Here is a 17,786-nt window from a genome sequence, read left to right on the forward strand (position 1 = left end):
CCAACCATCATCTTTAACCGCCAAGCTCATCGTCGTTCTGACTCCTGTGATCGAGGAAACTTCCGCCTAGAATACCACCTTTTGGGATAGGCTCTAAACAGCGCCAGCCGCATCCACAGCGACCAGTCGAGTTCGGCGCTATACCACCACGCAAGCAGGGCGCTGAGTTCGCCATGATGGGTCAGGGCAGAGCGCCGTCCGCTTTGGCGCAGATAATGCTGAAACCAGGGCGTCGCCTTGCCGAGATCGTGAAACAGTCCGGCAACACAGGCGATGGCCGCAATTTCAGGACGCGCACCGGGGGCAATACTTAATGCTGCGCGTTCGGCCACGCGCTCCAGATGGGCGGCGAGCGCATCGCCTGGATGCGCCTCACACTCAGAGAAAGGCCACACAATCACTGCCGACATGCTGTAGCACTCCGTGAGGAACGGTGACGCGAATCGGTTCGCCATCTTCGGCCAGTACGATTTCTTGATAGCGATGCACCACGCGCTCGGCGTCCATGACGGCTGGAAGGCGCAGACGTTGATAACGCCGTCCCGCTTCATAGTGAACGCTCACACCATCCACCAGCGCCACAGCCGTGTTGACCGCATATTCGCCCGCCGCCAACGTCTGCCGCTCGCCGTCACCAACCCATGTTAGATCGGCGAGACAGTTCGCTAATCCCAGCGTCACCGTGTAATGCGACTGTCCGGCCTGTAATGCCTCGGTCAGTGCATCCGCTACCCGACTGTCAAGACCAGCGACAAACAGCCGAAAACGCGGCTCACGCAAAAACACACAGGGCACTTGGGTATGCGTATTCTGGCCAGCACGCGGCCGAAAATAGCCATCGGTGCCGTCTTTCGTTTGGAGCAGATTGAGTGCCGCACGAAAGGTACGCACCGGCGCACCGAGTGCGACCGCAACCCGTACCCGTTCCCAACCGAAATACTGGTGATAGGCGTCCTTATCGATTCCTAGCAAGGCACCGAGCATTCCGAGTACCGCCGGCGGTGGCGGCAGCGGATAGCTCACCGGACTCATCGGCGAGTACGGCTTTTTAAACAGCCCATACTCACCGGCCACATCAAAGACCAGCGTGCGCATGGCTATAGATCCAGTGCCGTAATGCTCAACCCAGCCGCTTGAGCCAGCGTCATAAAGTCCGCCACATGCTCACCGACCCGACAGCGCAGACGGCTGTCCTGCATGATCCGCAGACCGCGCAGACGCGGATAGGCCCGCCACGCATCGAGCACGGCGGTCACGTCCAGTTCAAAATCTTGGGTCGAGCGCAGTGCGGTGTCCTCGACGCGCTGATTGGCGAGCGCCAGCCGCTGCGTCAGTGCGCCGAGCCGATAACCGGGCTGATATTCGGCCACCACCAGCAGTAGCGGCTCATGCCCGAGCTTGGAATGCGTGTTGAGTGCTGCCGTGCCCTGCCACAAGCCCGCAAACAACTGCTCCAGATCAGCTTCACTCAGGCCGGTGCTGCGTGCGGCGACCTCGTTGGCCACGCCATAAGCGGCGATCAGCGCATAGGGCAGCAGCCAGCGTTCGGCAAAAGATTTTTGATTTGCCGTCGCGTTGCCCGCATAGGCAGCGGTCTGCTGTACCAGCGTGGGACTGACACGATGCAGCGAGCGATTGAAAGCCGAGAATTGCACCGGGCCAGTGAGTTGCAACGAGGGTTCGGCCTTGCCCAGCGGCAGCGTAGCACCGAACAGCCGCGCATCAATGCAGCCGCGTGTCACTGCTTCTTCTAACGCTTGGCGTTTGGCTTCACCTTTCTTGCCTTTCGCGGCAGCATCAAGAAACTGCTCGGCGCGATCCTTGCCCTCGGCTAAATGGCCATCCGCTTTGAGCGTGTCGCGGATCAAGATCTCTTGTCCAGCAGCCAGACGCTTGGCGACATCTGGTTCCAAACTCAACAGATAATCGCGCACGGTGCGCTTGATGCGCACATCGCTGACTGTGGCCACACCGGTTTCAGGATCGGTGCGCGGGCGATTCTCGTCGAGCGGGTCGCCATTGGGATTGCAGTCGCGAGCTTCGTAGAGAAAGAGAATTTCGTAGCGGTTGGTGATAGTGGTCATGCGTGTTGCTCCTTAATCCTTAATAAGGTTGCCTAACAGTTATGGCGTTGGCGCTAACGGATCTGGCCCAGCGGCGTCTAGCAACTGTTTGACCGTAAACGGACACTGTTCGGGAAAGGTCGTCAGCGGCAATCCAGTTTCCTCGGCAGCGTCGCGGCGTGCGGTGGCATAGGCGGTTTCGATCAGGTCGGGCAACTGCCGTCGCAGACTCGGGCTATCGTCGAGGATCAGCCCGATTTCGCGGCGTGCATTGCGGATCGACAGCCGCCAGCTTGTGCCGCGTCGCGTAGGCTGGTAATCCCAGTTGAGCCGGTGCAGCAACAGATTGACGAGATGGCTGGTCAGGGAGCGGCGGTCGCTCTTGCCCATGCTTTCGATTTCCTCGGCCAGATTCGCCGCATCGAGTGTGTTCCATTGTCCCTGCCGGAGTAGGGTGGCTTGCTGTTGCGTCCAGAGAAAGAAATCCTCGTTGTAACCGGGCGCAGTCATGGTGTGTCGTCTCCCAGGTTGTCCTCGATCTCACTGGCGTCGGCAAGCTGCTTGATCCGGTAGGCTAGGCTGTAACCAATAGTGAAAGCGAAGGTAGCTTCCTCATCGCTGATCGCCCAAGTCTCACCGCAAACAACCCACGCATTCGCTAAATCTGGATCCAATCCGGCGATCACATAGCCCAGTTTGCCGTACTGCGCGAGCTTGGCATGACCTTCACGATAGAGGCGCTGGAGATGCTGACGGGTGAGCACGCGGCCAACGAATTTCTTAGCGAAGGGATCGGCCCCGCGTTCCTGACGCTGTACCGAGGTGACTTGAGCGGCATAGACGCCCGTTAAAAAGGCAACAACCAGCTCAGGCCGCCGGAAAAAATTCGCGTGTTCACACACATAGCGCCCATAAGGACTGTTGGGAATGACCTCAGACATGACAGCAGATACCTCCGTGAAATCAGCAAGAATCAAATGAACGTGTTGGGCATAGCGGTACAGCCCCCAAGCGTGGCGTGTCATCCAGTGCAATAGGGTCGGATTGCGCTGACCGGTATCGATCAGCCGCACAACCAGCGCGTGCAGAAAATGGCGCGGGTCGATGGACTCACCAGCAAATAGCGCGGCCAGCCAATCGCGCAAGGTTTCTTCACTCGCATGGTTATTACCGCCCGCAAAGGTCTTAAACGTCAGGGCACTGATACGTACCGGCTGTTCTTCCGTTTTGCTCAGGACGATTAGATCGGCAGCGCGTTCAATGGCGCGGGCGGCGGCGTGCAGCTCGTGCAGACGGCTGGGCAACAGATGCTGCACCTCGGCCTGTACCCGCCAAGCGGCGTTCTTCTCGCGGTAAAAGATGAGCGCGAGCGCAAGTTGATCGCCATATCCGCTAAATTCATCGGTAAGCGCCAATTCATCGGCAACCAGATCGCACGTCTTCCCCAGACTGTAACGCTGCGGTTGCTGACTAAACCGGATACGCAATTCTTCGCGCACCGCATCGGCGTTGCTGTAAGGCAAAACAAGGTAGGTTTGACCGGCCATACTGCTGGCCAGATGCGTATTGGCAAAGGTGAAAGTCTCAGCGATGCTCAGGGCACACTCGCCACAGACCGGAAAATTGCGATGTGCGGCATTGGCGCGAAAACCACCGGCGATGCTGCCGCGATTATTCAAGTTGTAGCAGGCCAATACCGCATAGTTGCCATAGACGCGCACGGCGTCGCGTCCGCACACCGCACAGCAGCCGCTATCGCGTGCGCCACCTTTGTCGGCGAAAGACTCCGTGACCTGACGCACCAGCGCCTCCCGCATTTCAGGCCAACCATGCACCGGCTGCATCTGCGCATCAGCCCAGTAGACATAGCCGCGATGGGTCTTGTCGTCGATACCGGCTTGCTGACGCGCAGTTTCGACCTCAGTCCAGATGGTGTCTTGATGCGTGCGAAAGGTCTCACCAGAGGCATGGAGCCAAGCGCGTTGTTCGGGGCTAAACTCCGCTGCCTTAGCACAGAGCACACCCTGATTGCCCTGATAGGTACGCACGCCGCACCATTCACCCGCCGGCCCGAAGCACAGTGCCAAGCCACGATCATAGAGATCGGGCATTCCTTCGTTGAGCCGCTCCCAGCTCGCACGCTCAGGTAAACAACGTGCCAGTTCGTATAAACGATGAAACATGCGAATCCAACGCCTCCGTGTGTGTTCAGTGTTTGCGATTAAATCAGCATTGAGAACACGAAGCCAATGTCACAAGCTTGTGACTCAAGGTTCGGCACAGGTAAGGCGTCAGTCACCTCAAAAACGTGTTTCGCCAGCCATCCACGTAGAGCCAAGCCACCTACTTGCCCTATACTACCGTGCTTCTTTCAGCGTTAAGTGTCACGAAGCGCGAACTTCATGAATCCCGATCTGAGCCGCCTCCAATCCTATCCCTTCGAGAAGCTCGCCGCGCTCACGCAGGGCATCACCCCGCCCCGCGAGCGCGACCCGATTGGGTTGCAGATCGGCGAACCGAAACACCCGACGCCGAGTTTGATTGCCGAAGCGTTGCTGGCGCATCTGCATCGGCTCTCGGTCTACCCGACCACACGCGGCCTGCCCGAACTGCGCACCGCGATTGCCGACTGGTTGCGGGTGCGGTTTCAAGCAGCTGATGGCGCACCGCTGATTGTTGATCCTGAGCAGCAGATTTTGCCGGTCAATGGGACGCGTGAGGCGTTGTTTGCGATTGCACAAGCGGTTGTAGATCGCACCCGCCCCGCGCCGCTCGTGTTAATGCCAAATCCCTGCTATCAAATTTATGAAGGCGCGGCAGTATTAGCTGGAGCCGAACCGCAGTATTTAGCCTGTCATGCTGCAAATGGTTTTATTCCTGATTTTAATCGCGTAGACGCTGCAACTTGGGAACGCTGTCAATTACTCTATATTTGCTCACCCGGTAATCCAACCGGCGCAGTGCTCGATCAAGCAACGCTGATGCGTTTAATTGAACTCGCCGAACAGTATGATTTTGTTATTGCGTCTGATGAATGCTATGGCGATTTATATCAAGATGACAGCGCCCCGCCACCGGGCTTATTACAAGCCGCTGCTGCACTAGGTAAGACAGATTTTGCCCGCTGCATCATGTTTCATAGCTTATCCAAACGCTCAAATGCTCCGGGCTTGCGCTCGGGATTTGTCGCCGGTGACGCCACGTTAATTCGCAATTTTCTCGCCTATCGAACCTATCACGGCTGCGCGATGTCATTGCCGGTGCAATATGCCAGCCTAGCTGCTTGGCGTGATGAAGCGCATGTCCGCGAAAATCGCCGGCTGTATCGTGAGAAATTCACTGCCGTGAGCGCCATTCTCAGCGATGTGCTACCGATTGAAATCCCAGCAGGCGGCTTTTTTCTGTGGCTCGCCACTCCAATTCCTGACACCGATTTTGCTCGCGAGCTGTATTTGCAAGAGCATGTCACGGTGTTACCGGGGCGTTTTCTCTCGCGTGCTATCAATGGCGAGGATCCCGGCGCTGACCGCGTGCGGATTGCCTTAGTTGCGCCGCTAGATGAATGCGTTGATGCCGCAAAACGGATGCGTGCTTTTATTGAACGCCTCGGTTATCAACGCTAAATATCAATACAGCGGCGCTGAATGACTCAAAACATTGGTACGAATCATTCCTTCTTTCACCACACACACTAGAGCAGCAATAAGCGACATGACCGATCAAGTCAATATTATTCTCGAAGCCTTCGAGCGCCGTGCCGAGATTACCCCGCGTACTGTTGAAACCCATGTGCGCGATGCGGTGCAGGATGTCATCACCCGCCTCGATCAGGGCACAGTGCGGGTTGCTGAAAAGCATGACGGTGAATGGATCGTCAATGAATGGGTAAAAAAAGCGGTGCTATTGTCATTTCGGATTGAAGATAACGCTTTTATGAAAGGCGGTTTCACCAATTATTATGACAAGGTGCCATCAAAATATGCGGATGCTAATTCACGCGAATTTCGTGATGGCGGAGTGCGTGTGGTACCGCCCGCGACGGCGCGGCGTGGTGCTTATATCGCATCGGGCTGTGTTTTAATGCCATCCTATGTGAATATCGGTGCCTATGTTGATTCCGGTACGATGGTTGATACCTGGGCAACAGTCGGTTCCTGTGCGCAGATTGGGAAAAATGTGCATCTGTCGGGCGGCGTTGGAATTGGCGGTGTATTAGAGCCGGTGCAGGCCGCGCCGACTATTATTGAAGATCATTGTTTTATCGGCGCTCGCTCAGAAATTGTTGAGGGCGTGATTGTCGGTGAAGGCGCGGTAATTTCAATGGGTGTGTATATCGGTCAAAGCACCAAGATTTATAACCGTGAAACTGGCGAAATCAGCTATGGGCGCGTGCCACCGGGAGCGGTTGTGGTGTCGGGGAATTTACCGGCCAAAGATGGCAGTCACAGCCTGTATTGTGCGGTGATTATTAAGCAGGTTGATGCCAAAACCCGCAGCAAAGTTGGCATTAATGAACTGCTACGTGATATTTAACGCTGGAATTGTTTTAGATTGATGTTGAACCGCACAGGCGCAAAGAACGCAAAGATTTTTAATTAAAAAATAAAAAACTAAAAATTCTTCTTTGTGTCCTTTGCGCCTTTGCGGTTCAAATAATACCTTCGCAACGACGAGGCTTCGTGCATGTCGCCCACGCTTGAATTGGCTTGTGAACTCATCGCTCGCCCGTCGGTCACGCCCGACGATCACGGCTGTCAGGAGCTGATTGGCAACCGACTGGCCGCGCTCGGTTTTGCGGTCGAAGCCATGCCTTTTGGTGAGGTCACGAATCTCTGGGCGCGGCGCGGCACCGAGGGGCCGTTGCTCTGTCTGGCCGGACACACCGATGTCGTTCCGGCTGGCCCGCTCGATCTGTGGGACTCTGACCCCTTTGAGCCAGTGATCCGCGACGGTATGCTCTATGGGCGCGGCGCGGCGGATATGAAGGGATCCGTTGCCGCGATGGTGACGGCGCTGGAAACCTTTGTTCGCGCTCATCCCGACCATCGGGGATCGCTCGCCGTGCTGCTTACCAGCGACGAGGAAGGCCCGGCAATCAACGGAACGGCGAAAGTTATCGAACGGCTCCAACAGCGCGGCGAGCAGATCGACTACGCGCTAGTCGGCGAGCCGTCGAGCCGCGAACGGCTTGGCGATGCCATCAAAAATGGGCGACGTGGCAGTTTGTCGGGTTTTTTGACTATTCACGGCAAACAGGGGCATGTCGCCTATCCGCATTTGGCCAATAATCCATTTCATGCCGCTGCCGCTGCATTAGCGGCGCTCTGTGCGGAAATCTGGGATCACGGTAATGCCTATTTTCCGCCGACCAGTTTTCAAATCGCTAATCTCAATATGGGCACTGGCGCAGAAAATGTCATTCCAGGTCAATTAGACGCGCAATTTAATCTGCGCTTTTCGACTGAACTCGACCCCGATACGATTAAGCGCCGCGTGCGCGGGATTCTCGATCAGGGCGATTTTGATTACGAACTGTCGTGGCGTTTATCTGGCTCGCCCTTTTTAACGCCGGTTGGGGAATTAGTCGAAGCCGCTCGCACAGCAATTCGTGACATCTGCGATCTTGAAACCGAACTCTCAACCAGCGGCGGCACGTCAGACGGGCGTTTTATTGCGCCGACTGGTGCGCAAGTGGTTGAACTCGGCCCGCTCAACGCGACAATTCATCAGGTCGATGAATGCGTCGCGGTCGCTGATTTAGATGCGTTACAGCGGATTTATGTGCGGATGATGGAGCAGTTGTTACAGTAGGGTACGCATTGCGTACCCTACTGGCTGATAACTGGCAGCTATCACGGCGGCCCGGCTGAATCCGGTAAAATAATATTCAGCTCCAATACTTCATGTGATTCAGCCAGCTCATATTTCACCGACACCGTATTCATGTCTACTTCGACATATTTACGGATTACCGCAAGAATTTCTTGTTCAAGCTGCGGTAAATACGACGGCTTATCCCGAGCGATTCGATCACGGGCCACAAGAATCTGCAAACGCTCTTTGGCGATACTGGCATTACCCACTTTTTGGGGCGGGCGCGTGGTTGCAAAATAGTCGAGCAGACCCATGATTTACCCCTTGAAGATGCGGCTAAATAGGCCCTTTTTCTCTGGATGCAGGAAACGATGTGGCACATCATCGCCTAAATAACGCGCTACCATGTCGCCATAGGCTTGACCGGCATCGCTTTCGCGGTCGAGAATGACCGGAATCCCGGCATTGGAGGCACTGAGCACAGCTTTTGATTCGGGAATCACACCAAGTAGCCGCAATGACAGAATGTCTTGTACATCATCGACACTCAGCATTGCGCCATTGGCCACACGGAGCGGATCATAGCGCGTCAAGAGTAAATATTCGCGAACCGGTTCTTGACCGGTTTCAGCGCGTTTAGAACGGCTGGATAAAATCCCTAGCATTCGATCCGAATCACGCACCGATGAGACTTCGGGATTAGTCACAACAATCGCATCATCGGCAAAATACATCGCCATATAAGCGCCGTGCTCAATACCAGCCGGTGAATCACAGACGATAAAATCATAATTATCGGCTAATTCCGTCAGCACGCGCTCAACGCCATCTTTGTGCAGCGCATCTTTATCGCGGGTTTGTGACGCCGGTAAAATATAGAGGCTATCGCAGCGTTTATCGCGGATTAGCGCCTGATTGAGCGTGGATTCGTTGTTAATCACGTTGATAAAATCATACACAACGCGCCTTTCACACCCCATAATCAGATCCAGATTGCGCAGACCGACATCAAAATCGATGACGACGGTTCGTTTGCCGCGCTGCGCTAACCCCATTGATAAGGCGGCAGCAGTCGTGGTTTTACCGACCCCACCTTTACCCGAGGTGATCACGATGATTCTTGCCAAGGTCACACCCTCCTGTGGGGGTTCCGCTCCGATTGACGGCGCGGCGGAAAGTCATAAGTTATTACAGTTTTTCGATACGCAGAATGTTGTGATCCAGAAAAACCTGAACCGGAACTCGGCGCAATTCACTTGGAATTCCTTCGCTGACACGATAATTGCCAGCGATGGAAATTAATTCAGCCTGAAGATCATGGCAAAAGATGCGTGCTTCCAAATTGCCGCTCATTCCGGCCAGTGCCCGTCCGCGCAAGGTGCCATAAACATGAATATTCCCGTCAGCCATTAATTCAGCCCCGGAGCTGACTTGCGCAACAATCGATAAATCACCGCCTGCGGCATAAATCCGCTGCCCCGAGCGCACCGGCTTGGTAATCAGCATAAACGCTGAATCCGATTGCTGCGTCGGCGGATGATCGGCGATGGTCAGTGGCCCAATGGGTTTTGGCGGTGCAGCCGAAGTTTTCGGTTCCGCAGGTGTGCTGGACGCGACCGCGTTGCGCCGCGTTGGGGCGTCGCGCAAGACCGCTAATTCCAGTGCTTCTGCCGCCGCTGCGTGTTCCCGTGTGCCACCGCGCACCCCAACCGGAATCATGCCATAGCTACGCAACAGTCCGATGAGCGGCGCAAGTGCAATGGTCAGTTGGCGTTTGACCAGCTCGCTCAGGTCGATGACCACCGGCGTATGACGGAAAAAATCGGGGGCTTTTTCCACTTTAGCGCCCAGCCGCAACGCGAGGGCTTCGAGATCAGCGTCAAAGAGCCGAATCACCGGCAGTGTAAAACTGCTGGTTTTAAGCTCGAACGCACCGGCACTCTGAGCGGTATGTGCTGAAACAGTCGATTTTTCGGCCATGGTGTTGGGCGTGCGCGACAGGCGTGAGTGTGGTCTGCGGCGGTCGTCAAGTCGCTGCGCGGCGGGCGCATCGAGCCGAACAGCAGCGGGAGCAGGATCGCGCATGGCGCGTTATCCCGTACCCTGACATGGCCGGAGCGCGGCGCTTAACCCGGTGGCCATTGCAGTGGCCGCCCGCCGAGGACGTGCAAATGTAAATGGAACACGGTCTGACCGGCCTCGGCATTGCAGTTAATCACGGTACGATAGCCGCGCTCGGCAATGCCCGCCTCACGCGCCACCTGTGCGGCTACGAGCAGCAATTTTCCAAGTAATTCAGCATCTTCGGGGCCAGCGGCATCGAGCGTCGGAATCGGCTTGCGCGGAATCACCAACAGATGTGTCGGTGCCTGCGGGCTGATGTCACGGAACGCGACCACATCCTCATCTTGATAGACGAGATCGACGGCGATCTCACCAGAGGCGATTTGGCCAAAAATGGTGTCGGACACGAATGGGGTTTCCTTCAATTTAAAGTATGGGCTGGTAGCTGGCCGCTGTTACACAACATCCCGCCGCCCGGCGAAGGCCAGCGCCAGCGTGCCGCTGTCGAGATATTCGAGTTCGCCACCCAACGGTACACCCTGTGCAATGCGAGTCACGCGGATGCCGTACCGCGCTGCACGTTCGGTAATCAACTGCGCGGTGGCGCGGCCTTCAACCGTCGGGCTAATGGCCAAAATGATCTCGGTGATGGCTTCATCACGCAGGCGAGTTTCCAGCATGTTCAAGCCGAGTTCATCCGGGCCGATGCCATCGAGCGGCGAGAGTCGCCCACCGAGCACAAAATACTGGCCACGATAATCTGTCGCCTGTTCGAGTGCGACCACTTCCGAGGGCTGCTCGACAATGCACAACAGCGCCGCATCGCGCTGTGGATTAGCGCAGAGGGCGCAAAGGTCGTGTTCAGTCAGGGTACGGCAGCGGGTACAGCGCCGAATGGCAACCATCGCTTCGGCCATCACCCGCGCCAACTGTGCGCCGCCGTCGCGGTCACGCTCTAGCAAATAAAAAGCGATGCGGCGTGCTGATTTTGGCCCCACGCCCGGCAAGCAGCGTAGGGCGTCGATCAATTGATTCAGCAGCGACCGCTCGCCCACGCGCCACCCGTTTGGGTTATGACCAGGGCAGCTTCATGCCCGGCGGCAGCGGCATTCCGGCGGTCAGCTCGCTCATGGTCTCTTTGGCTTTTTCGGCGATGCGCTGACTGGCGGCATTGATCGCGGCGGTAATCAGGTCTTCGAGCATCTCTTTATCATCGCTCATCAGCGATGGGTCGATCTCAACGCGCTTGGCCTGATGCTGGCCAGTGAGCGTGACCTTGACCAGACCGCCGCCGGCCTCGCCGATGGTTTCTTCTTGCGCCAGACGCGCCTGCGCCTGCTGCATGTCTTCTTGCATCTTCTGCGCCTGCTTGAGCAGACCACCTAGACCAGGTGCCTTCATAACTTGTGCTACCTCAAGAGTGATGATACGCGCCCGCTGCTGCTGGCGCTTGGATGCGACCGATCAAATCGGTGAGCGAATCCTGCCTAAAAATTGGATCGGCTGTGTTTTATGTTTTAGTCACCGAGCGGACGAATGCTCCCCGGTGCCCAATCCGCCTCAAACGTCTCGCGCAGAGCGCGGGCGACTGAATCGGCTTCGAGCTGTTCAACAGCCGTATGCTGACGAACGACGGCTTCGCGGGTTTGGCGTTGCGCGATGGTTTCCTGTTCGGGATGCGCAATCTTGATCTCTAGCTCAATGGTCTGCCCGAGCGCCTGTTCAATGCCGCTCTTGAGCCGATTCAAGGTCATATTGGTGCGTAGCCCGGCGGTCGATGGGTCAAGATCGAGCCGCAAACGTCCGGCACTGAACTCGCGAAAAGCGCAGTTAGTCGCTAACTGATTAGCAAGGCCGCCGAGGGACGACAAGCGCCCGACCAGTTGCCGCCAGTCATCGGCATTGTCGAGCTTCATCGGGCCGGCGGCAGGTTCCGATGGGGTCGGCGTGCGCGTCACTGGTGCTGATGTAACTACTACCGCTGCTGGCGCGTGCGCGGGCGATGCGGAAGCTGAGGTTAAAACCGCCGCCGATTCCCGTCGGAGCAGTGCGGCATCGGTCGCCGGACGAAACGCCAGCGCCCGCAATAGCACCATTTCCAGTCCGCCGCGTGGATCGGGCGCAAGCGGTAAATCCTGCTGTCCGGTCAGCGCAACCTGATAAAACAGTTGCACATCTTCCGGCGCAAGCTGCGTAGCCAGTGCCAGCAATCGGGCGCGGTCGGGATCATCTGCCGCGAGCGTGGTCGGCACCTGTTGGATCAGCGCCAGCTGATGTAACAAGCCGATCAACTCGCGCAGTAATTCGGCAAAATCAGGTGTCATCGCTGCCACTCGCGCCACTGCGTCGAGCACCGCCGCGCCATCACCTGCCGCGAGCGCATCGAGAATATCCAGCGCCAAATCCCCGCTTACCGTGCCGAGCATGGCGCGGGTTTCGGCTTCAATCACGCGCCCACCGCCGAAGGCAATTGCCTGATCGAGCAAACTGAGCGCATCGCGCAAACTGCCATCAGCGGCCCGCGCCAGCAGCGGCAGCGCATTCGGCTCGAATGCTAACCCCTCTTGCTGCAACACATAGGTCAGGCGGTCGGCAATCTCGCCGGGCAATAAACGGCGCAAATTGAGCTGCAAACACCGCGAGAGCACCGTAACTGGAATTTTTTGCGGATCGGTGGTCGCCAACAAAAATTTCACATGTGGCGGCGGCTCTTCGAGCGTTTTGAGCAGCGCGTTAAAACTATGCCCCGAAAACATGTGTACCTCGTCGATCAGGTACACCTTAAACCGTGCCCGCGCTGGCGCGTAAGGAACGTTTTCGAGTAGCTCGCGGGTTTGGTCAACTTTGGTGCGCGAGGCGGCATCGACTTCGAGCAGATCAACAAAACGTCCGCTGTCGATCTCGCGGCACGCCGCACACACCCCGCACGGATGCGAGCTAATACCCTGTTCGCAGTTGAGTGCCTTCGACAGAATCCGCGCCAGCGTGGTTTTGCCGACGCCACGGGTGCCGGTGAACAGATAGGCGTGATGGAGTTGATCGCGGTCGAGCGCGTTAGATAACGCACGCACGACATGCTGTTGCCCGACCATATCGTCGAACGACCGAGGACGCCATTTACGGGCAAGTACTTGATAAGACATGGCGCGATTATATCAGTCCGAACTTGGACAGCGGGCGCGGAATCGCGGGGGGAATAGAGGCCGGATGGCAACGATTGGGTGGCAACCTACACCAGCCACACCCCGGCACCCGATTCCACCGCTGCGGCTGCTCCCTTCCGGGCCTGACCGGGTTCACGGTTTCACGTTGCGAGGGGACCGATGCAGGCCACCATGACGCTCACTCGGCGACCGACGGCCAGCCAAAGTGAGCGCGAAGCGTAGCAGAGACCGACGGGGAACACAAATCTCAGCCGCTTGACTGCCATTGGTGCTCAACAATGGGGCCAGAGTATGCGATCAAAGCGCCCGCAATAGTTCGCGCACCAGGCGCGGGCCGCGATAAATCAGGCCGGTATACAGTTGGATCAGATCGGCACCGGCGGCGAGCTTGGCGCGTGCGCCCTCGGGATCGAGAATGCCACCGACGCCGATGATGACGGGCGCGGGGCCGACCGCCGAGCGCACCTGCGCAAGCAGTTCGGTCGAGCGCGACAGCAGCGGGCGACCCGATAATCCACCGCTCAGGCCCTCGGTAGAGCTGATGAGACCATCAAAACAAATCGTGGTGTTGGTGAGAATCAGCCCGCTGGCTCCGGCGGCGAGTGCCGCTTGCGCACACGCAATAGCCTCATCTTCAGCCAGATCGGGGGCTAACTTGACCAGCAGTGGCCGCGGACGACTCAGGCGCTGATTGGGCTGTTGAATGGCATCGAGAATGCGGACGACCTCATCGACCCGTTGTAGATCGCGCAAGCCGGGGGTGTTCGGGCTGGAGATGTTGACGACGACATAATCGGCCAGCTCGCCTAATTGCTCAAAACTGTGGCGATAGTCGGCAGCGGCCTGTTCAGCCGGTGTAATTTTGGATTTGCCGAGATTGATGCCGAGCGGGATTTCAGGCAGACCGCGTGCGCGGAGCCGCTGGAGCCGTCGCGCCATCGCCGCCGCGCCGTCGTTATTAAAACCCATGCGGTTGATGAGGGCATCATCGGCGGTGAGGCGGAACAGACGCGGACGCGGATTGCCGGGCTGCGGATGCGCGGTGACGGTGCCGACCTCGACGAACCCGAAGCCGAGTGCTTGCCAAGCGGGAACCGCTTCGCCCTGTTTATCTAGCCCAGCGGCCAGACCGACGGGATTGGGAAAGCGCAAGCCCATCACGTCCCGCGCCAGCGTCGGACGGCGGGCGCTATCGTGTGGCGGCAGTCGCCCATCGAACAGCGCCGACCAGCGGGCAAGCAGACCGAGGGTGAGGTTGTGGGCGCGTTCGGGATCGAGTTTGAACAAAAGGGCGCGAGTGAGTGGCCAGGGTGGGGTCATCAGCATCAGAAGCGTGATTCCTGTGGTGGGAGCGGGGAAAATTGAGACAGGATTAACAGGATCATTCAGGATGAACAGGATTTTTAATAAGATGATTGATATGCAATTTTTGTTATTAAAATCCTGTCAATCTTGAATCATCCTGTTAATCCTGTCGAATATCCCGCACCGTCTCTAACATCGCCAACGCTTCGGTAAACTGCAATCCCTCTAATGCCACTGCCAGCGTCTGCGTTGTCTGCTCGCCATACACCGCCAGCAATTCCGCTTCTAATTCTGTAAATAATCGCCGCGCCGCTTGCGGGCGATTGGCGCTCAATGCCGCCCGCAATTGCTGGAGCTTATCGCTGTCTACTTGGGTGCTATCAGCCAGCGACGGCACGGTCGATAGCACGGACGCCTCACCTAAATAAGCGGTCAGCGTCTGGCGTAATTGCTCAAAACAGGCGCGAAGTTGCGTCGAATGCGCGGTTAACAGCGCCGGATCAACGGCATTTTCCGCTTTGAGTGCCGCTTCAAGTACGCCCGCAAGCTCGGCTAATTCCAATGCGCCGAGATTCGCTGCCGCGCCGCGCAAACCGTGCAGCCGCGCCGCTGCGCTCATCAGTGCGCCGTTGGATAAATCTGCTGCAATCAAGCGTGGTAGATCGCCAATGTCCGTTAAAAAACGACACAGCAAGCGCCGTGCGAGACCCAAATCGCCCTGCGTTAATTGTTGCAAGCGATTGGGATCAATGCCCGGAATGTGCAGTAACGCGGCTGTAACTGTCGCCGAATCTGATATCTGTGCCGACGCGAGCGGACACGCTGGAGCCGTGATTGCTTGACCGGCCCAGCGTTCCAGAATTGCCACTAATGCTTCCAGCTCGACTGGCTTAGCTAAAAAATCATTACAACCGGCTTCGCGGGTGCGCTGCTGTTCGTCGCGGAGCACGCCTGCACTGAGCGCAATCACCGGCAAATCCTGCAAACCCAATTCGTGCCGGATTGCCAGTGTCGCCCGCAGGCCATCGAGCACCGGCATTTGCACATCCATCAACACGACATCGAAGGCGTGCGCATCGCGGCGCAACAGTTCGAGCGCCTCAGCTCCGTGGAGTGCAGTGGTCGCATGTGCGCCTTCCAACCGCAATAACTGTGCGACCACATCGAGATTCAGCCGGTTATCATCGACCGTCAACACGCGCAAACCGCCGAGCCTCATGCCGCGTGGTCGCTGTACCGGCGCGGTGGGTGCTGCTGTCTCGGCGATCTCAGTGGGCGCGGTGGGCGCGGTTCGCGCCAGCGTCAATTCAAACCAAAATAAACTGCCCTCACCGGCATGGCTTTCAACACCAATCGTGCCGCCCATCAGTTCGACTAGCCGTTTGCTGATCGATAACCCTAGCCCAGTGCCGCCGTAGCGCCGCGCAATGCTGGCATCAGCTTGCGTAAACGGGGTGAACAGATGCGCTTGCGTCTCCGGTGCAATGCCAATGCCGCTGTCTTGTACGGCAAATAGTAAACAGGCGTGTTCTGCGGTGAGTGAGAGCGGCTCGATCCACAGCCGTACCGTCCCCTGTTCGGTGAACTTGATCGCGTTACTGACCAGATTGGTCAAAATTTGCTCCAGCCGCAGTGGATCGGTGAGCACCTGACCGACGAACTCAGGTGGCGGAACAATCGCCAGTGTCAGACCTTTGCCCCGTGCGGCGTCGCCCTGAATCGCTTCGATGCGCTTTAACACGGTCGCTAACTGACAGGGGCGCACTTCAATAGCGATCTGATTGGCCTCGATCTTGGCGAGATCGAGAATATCGTTGCTGATTTGCAGCATCGTATGTCCAGCGAGCCGGATGTGCTGCACCAGCGCACACTGCTCCGGCGGCAGTTCGGCCTGCTCTAATACCTGAGTTAAGCCAATCACGGCATTGAGCGGCGTGCGCAGTTCGTGGCTCATGTGCGCCAGAAAATCACTTTTGGCTAGGGTCGCGGCTTCGGCGGCAAGCTTGGCTTCCAGCAGCGCCTGTTCAGTCTGTTTACGTTCGGTGATGTCGCTGGCCAGCCCGTCAACAATGACTTCATCATCGAGCACGCGGCGCTGAATCGACCGATCACGTAGCCAGCGCCACGCACCGGAGCGCGTGCGGATGCGATATTCGAGATCAAAGGGCGTGCCCTGCTCAAACGCCCGCAGTGCAGTTTGAATGCGTGGTTGATCGTCAGGATGAATCAAACGCGACCACAAAAAGGGATCGGCTTGCAAGTCGGCGAGCCGATAGCCGAACACGACTTCAACCTGAATTGACCAAAACAGCCCGCCGCGTTTATCCGAAAACGAATAAACGATATCTGGCGAGCCTTCGACTAAACTGCGATAGCGTTCTTCACTCTCGCGCAGGGCGCGGGCGGCACGTTTGCGCTCGCTGACATCGCGCGTAGTGCTGATAAAAACGTTGCGTCCGTTGATCTGTGCGCCCTGAATGCTGACTTCAGCGTCATAGAGACTGCCGTCTTTGCGACGGTGGCGCGTGAGAATGAGTTGATTGACCGAGAGCGGATCGGCAAAGCCAGCGCAGATGTCGGCTTCGGTTAAGTCGGCATCAACATCCCACGAATGCAGCGTCAGTAATTCCGTGTGGCTATAGCCGAGCAGTTCGGCAAAGCGGGCGTTGGCTTCAATCAGCCGATGTTCAGCGTTGAAAATTGCCACACCATCGCGGGAATGCTCAATCAGCGCCCGTCGCCATTCGGCTTCATTGATAAGCGCCAGTTGTGCGGTTTTTTCAACGCTCGTATCGTGCCAAACGGCGACAAAGCACGGACGACCATCGAGCTGGGCGAGTTGAATGCCAACCTGCACATCGAGAATCCGCCCATCTTTGCAGCGGTGGCGGTTGTCAATGCGAACGCGCCCATGCTTTTTAACCCAGCCCTGTAAATTAGCGCGAATGGTTGTTTCGTCTAGGTCAACCTGAATCTCCATCAACGAGCGGCCAACTAATTCCTCGCGGGTATAGCCGAGCAGACGGCAAGCGGTATCGTTGACTTCGATAAAGTGGAGGGTTTCGGCATCGACCAGTTCAATGGCATCACCGGCCTGATTGAAGATCAGACGATAGAGTTCATCGCGTTCGCGCAACGCTTCGCGGATATCGGGCGGTGCGCTATGGCCCGAGGCGGGTGGGGAGTGCTCCTCGGGGGTTTTGGCTCTATCCATCCTAAAGTCTCGCCGGTTGAGGTCGGATCGCGGTGCGCGATTGTCCGAGCAGAGACTTCTGAAAGCTATGACGGAAATCACTCACGTAATCCGTCAATATGTGTCAATGTCCAGCGATGCGCACGGATGCGCATACTGCTATAGACCGGCGCGGAACGCAAT

General features: G+C 57.3%; 17 protein-coding genes and 1 other RNA gene. 3 read left to right on the forward strand and 15 right to left on the reverse strand.

Features of this window, described 5'->3' with window-relative positions; all coding sequences use genetic code 11:
* Window positions 1-26: 26 nt before the first annotated feature.
* From BLW10_RS08640 to BLW10_RS08660, 5 genes are read right to left on the reverse strand one after another with little or no spacing between them, the layout of a single operon-like run.
* Window positions 27-410 (reverse strand): CRISPR-associated endonuclease Cas3'', encoded by a 384-nt coding sequence (locus BLW10_RS08640; protein ID WP_091333941.1) that lies wholly within the window; start codon window positions 408-410, stop codon window positions 27-29.
* On the reverse strand, window positions 379-1,095 hold the full coding sequence (cas5b, locus tag BLW10_RS08645) for a type I-B CRISPR-associated protein Cas5b (protein WP_091333942.1): 717 nt from the start codon (window positions 1,093-1,095) through the stop codon (window positions 379-381). Before cas5b ends, BLW10_RS08640 begins: the two co-directional genes overlap by 32 nt.
* Before the next feature lie 2 nt (window positions 1,096-1,097).
* The gene (cas7b, locus tag BLW10_RS08650; protein WP_091333945.1) at window positions 1,098-2,084 is read right to left on the reverse strand and encodes a type I-B CRISPR-associated protein Cas7/Csh2; all 987 of its coding nucleotides are present in this window, start codon (window positions 2,082-2,084) and stop codon (window positions 1,098-1,100) included.
* Window positions 2,085-2,123: 39 nt separating this feature from the next.
* On the reverse strand, window positions 2,124-2,573 hold the full coding sequence (locus BLW10_RS08655; RefSeq protein WP_091333947.1) for a DUF29 domain-containing protein: 450 nt from the start codon (window positions 2,571-2,573) through the stop codon (window positions 2,124-2,126).
* The gene (locus BLW10_RS08660) at window positions 2,570-4,246 is read right to left on the reverse strand and encodes a TM1802 family CRISPR-associated protein (protein WP_091333949.1); all 1,677 of its coding nucleotides are present in this window, start codon (window positions 4,244-4,246) and stop codon (window positions 2,570-2,572) included. The genes BLW10_RS08655 and BLW10_RS08660 overlap by 4 nt, the downstream gene beginning before the upstream one ends.
* Before the next feature lie 219 nt (window positions 4,247-4,465).
* Between BLW10_RS08660 and dapC the strand changes: the two genes are divergently transcribed.
* The 3 genes from dapC (at window position 4,466) to dapE (ending at window position 7,874) form a co-directional block, all read left to right on the forward strand.
* Entirely contained in the window at window positions 4,466-5,686 is a 1,221-nt protein-coding gene (gene dapC / locus BLW10_RS08665) for a succinyldiaminopimelate transaminase (protein WP_091333950.1), read from the forward strand.
* An 88-nt stretch (window positions 5,687-5,774) separates the two neighbouring features.
* On the forward strand, window positions 5,775-6,596 hold the full coding sequence (gene dapD / locus BLW10_RS08670) for a 2,3,4,5-tetrahydropyridine-2,6-dicarboxylate N-succinyltransferase (protein ID WP_091333953.1): 822 nt from the start codon (window positions 5,775-5,777) through the stop codon (window positions 6,594-6,596).
* A gap of 150 nt (window positions 6,597-6,746) precedes the next feature.
* Window positions 6,747-7,874, forward strand: a complete 1,128-nt coding sequence (dapE, locus tag BLW10_RS08675) for a succinyl-diaminopimelate desuccinylase (protein WP_091333954.1) — start codon at window positions 6,747-6,749, stop codon at window positions 7,872-7,874.
* Between the two features lie 41 nt (window positions 7,875-7,915).
* On the opposite strand, the gene minE is transcribed toward dapE, so the two are convergent.
* From minE to BLW10_RS08725, 10 genes are all read right to left on the reverse strand, one after another.
* Window positions 7,916-8,191 carry a cell division topological specificity factor MinE gene (gene minE / locus BLW10_RS08680; protein ID WP_091333956.1) on the reverse strand — a complete coding sequence of 92 codons (276 nt, stop codon included), beginning with the start codon at window positions 8,189-8,191 and terminating at the stop codon, window positions 7,916-7,918.
* 3 nt (window positions 8,192-8,194) lie between these two features.
* Window positions 8,195-9,004 carry a septum site-determining protein MinD gene (minD, locus tag BLW10_RS08685; RefSeq protein ID WP_091334014.1) on the reverse strand — a complete coding sequence of 270 codons (810 nt, stop codon included), beginning with the start codon at window positions 9,002-9,004 and terminating at the stop codon, window positions 8,195-8,197.
* Between the two features lie 61 nt (window positions 9,005-9,065).
* Window positions 9,066-9,857 (reverse strand): septum site-determining protein MinC, encoded by a 792-nt coding sequence (gene minC, locus BLW10_RS08690; protein WP_091334016.1) that lies wholly within the window; start codon window positions 9,855-9,857, stop codon window positions 9,066-9,068.
* 146 nt (window positions 9,858-10,003) lie between these two features.
* On the reverse strand, window positions 10,004-10,348 hold the full coding sequence (locus tag BLW10_RS08695; protein WP_091333957.1) for a histidine triad nucleotide-binding protein: 345 nt from the start codon (window positions 10,346-10,348) through the stop codon (window positions 10,004-10,006).
* 48 nt (window positions 10,349-10,396) lie between these two features.
* Window positions 10,397-10,996: a recombination mediator RecR gene (recR, locus tag BLW10_RS08700; protein WP_091333959.1), complete on the reverse strand. Its 600-nt coding sequence runs from the start codon at window positions 10,994-10,996 to the stop codon at window positions 10,397-10,399.
* 16 nt (window positions 10,997-11,012) lie between these two features.
* Window positions 11,013-11,342 (reverse strand): YbaB/EbfC family nucleoid-associated protein, encoded by a 330-nt coding sequence (locus tag BLW10_RS08705; protein WP_091333961.1) that lies wholly within the window; start codon window positions 11,340-11,342, stop codon window positions 11,013-11,015.
* Between the two features lie 116 nt (window positions 11,343-11,458).
* Window positions 11,459-13,084 carry a DNA polymerase III subunit gamma/tau gene (gene dnaX / locus BLW10_RS08710; RefSeq protein ID WP_091333962.1) on the reverse strand — a complete coding sequence of 542 codons (1,626 nt, stop codon included), beginning with the start codon at window positions 13,082-13,084 and terminating at the stop codon, window positions 11,459-11,461.
* A gap of 86 nt (window positions 13,085-13,170) precedes the next feature.
* Window positions 13,171-13,267, reverse strand: an RNA gene (ffs, locus tag BLW10_RS08715) — signal recognition particle sRNA small type.
* A gap of 135 nt (window positions 13,268-13,402) precedes the next feature.
* Window positions 13,403-14,431, reverse strand: a complete 1,029-nt coding sequence (locus tag BLW10_RS08720) for a quinone-dependent dihydroorotate dehydrogenase (protein WP_091333964.1) — start codon at window positions 14,429-14,431, stop codon at window positions 13,403-13,405.
* Window positions 14,432-14,570: 139 nt separating this feature from the next.
* A complete protein-coding gene (locus BLW10_RS08725) occupies window positions 14,571-17,624 on the reverse strand; it encodes a PAS domain S-box protein (protein ID WP_091333965.1) in 3,054 nt (1,017 codons plus the stop codon).
* Between the last annotated feature and the right edge of the window lie 162 nt (window positions 17,625-17,786).

This window comes from Allochromatium warmingii (assembly GCF_900107145.1).
Classification (GTDB): Bacteria; Pseudomonadota; Gammaproteobacteria; order Chromatiales; family Chromatiaceae; genus Thermochromatium; species Thermochromatium warmingii.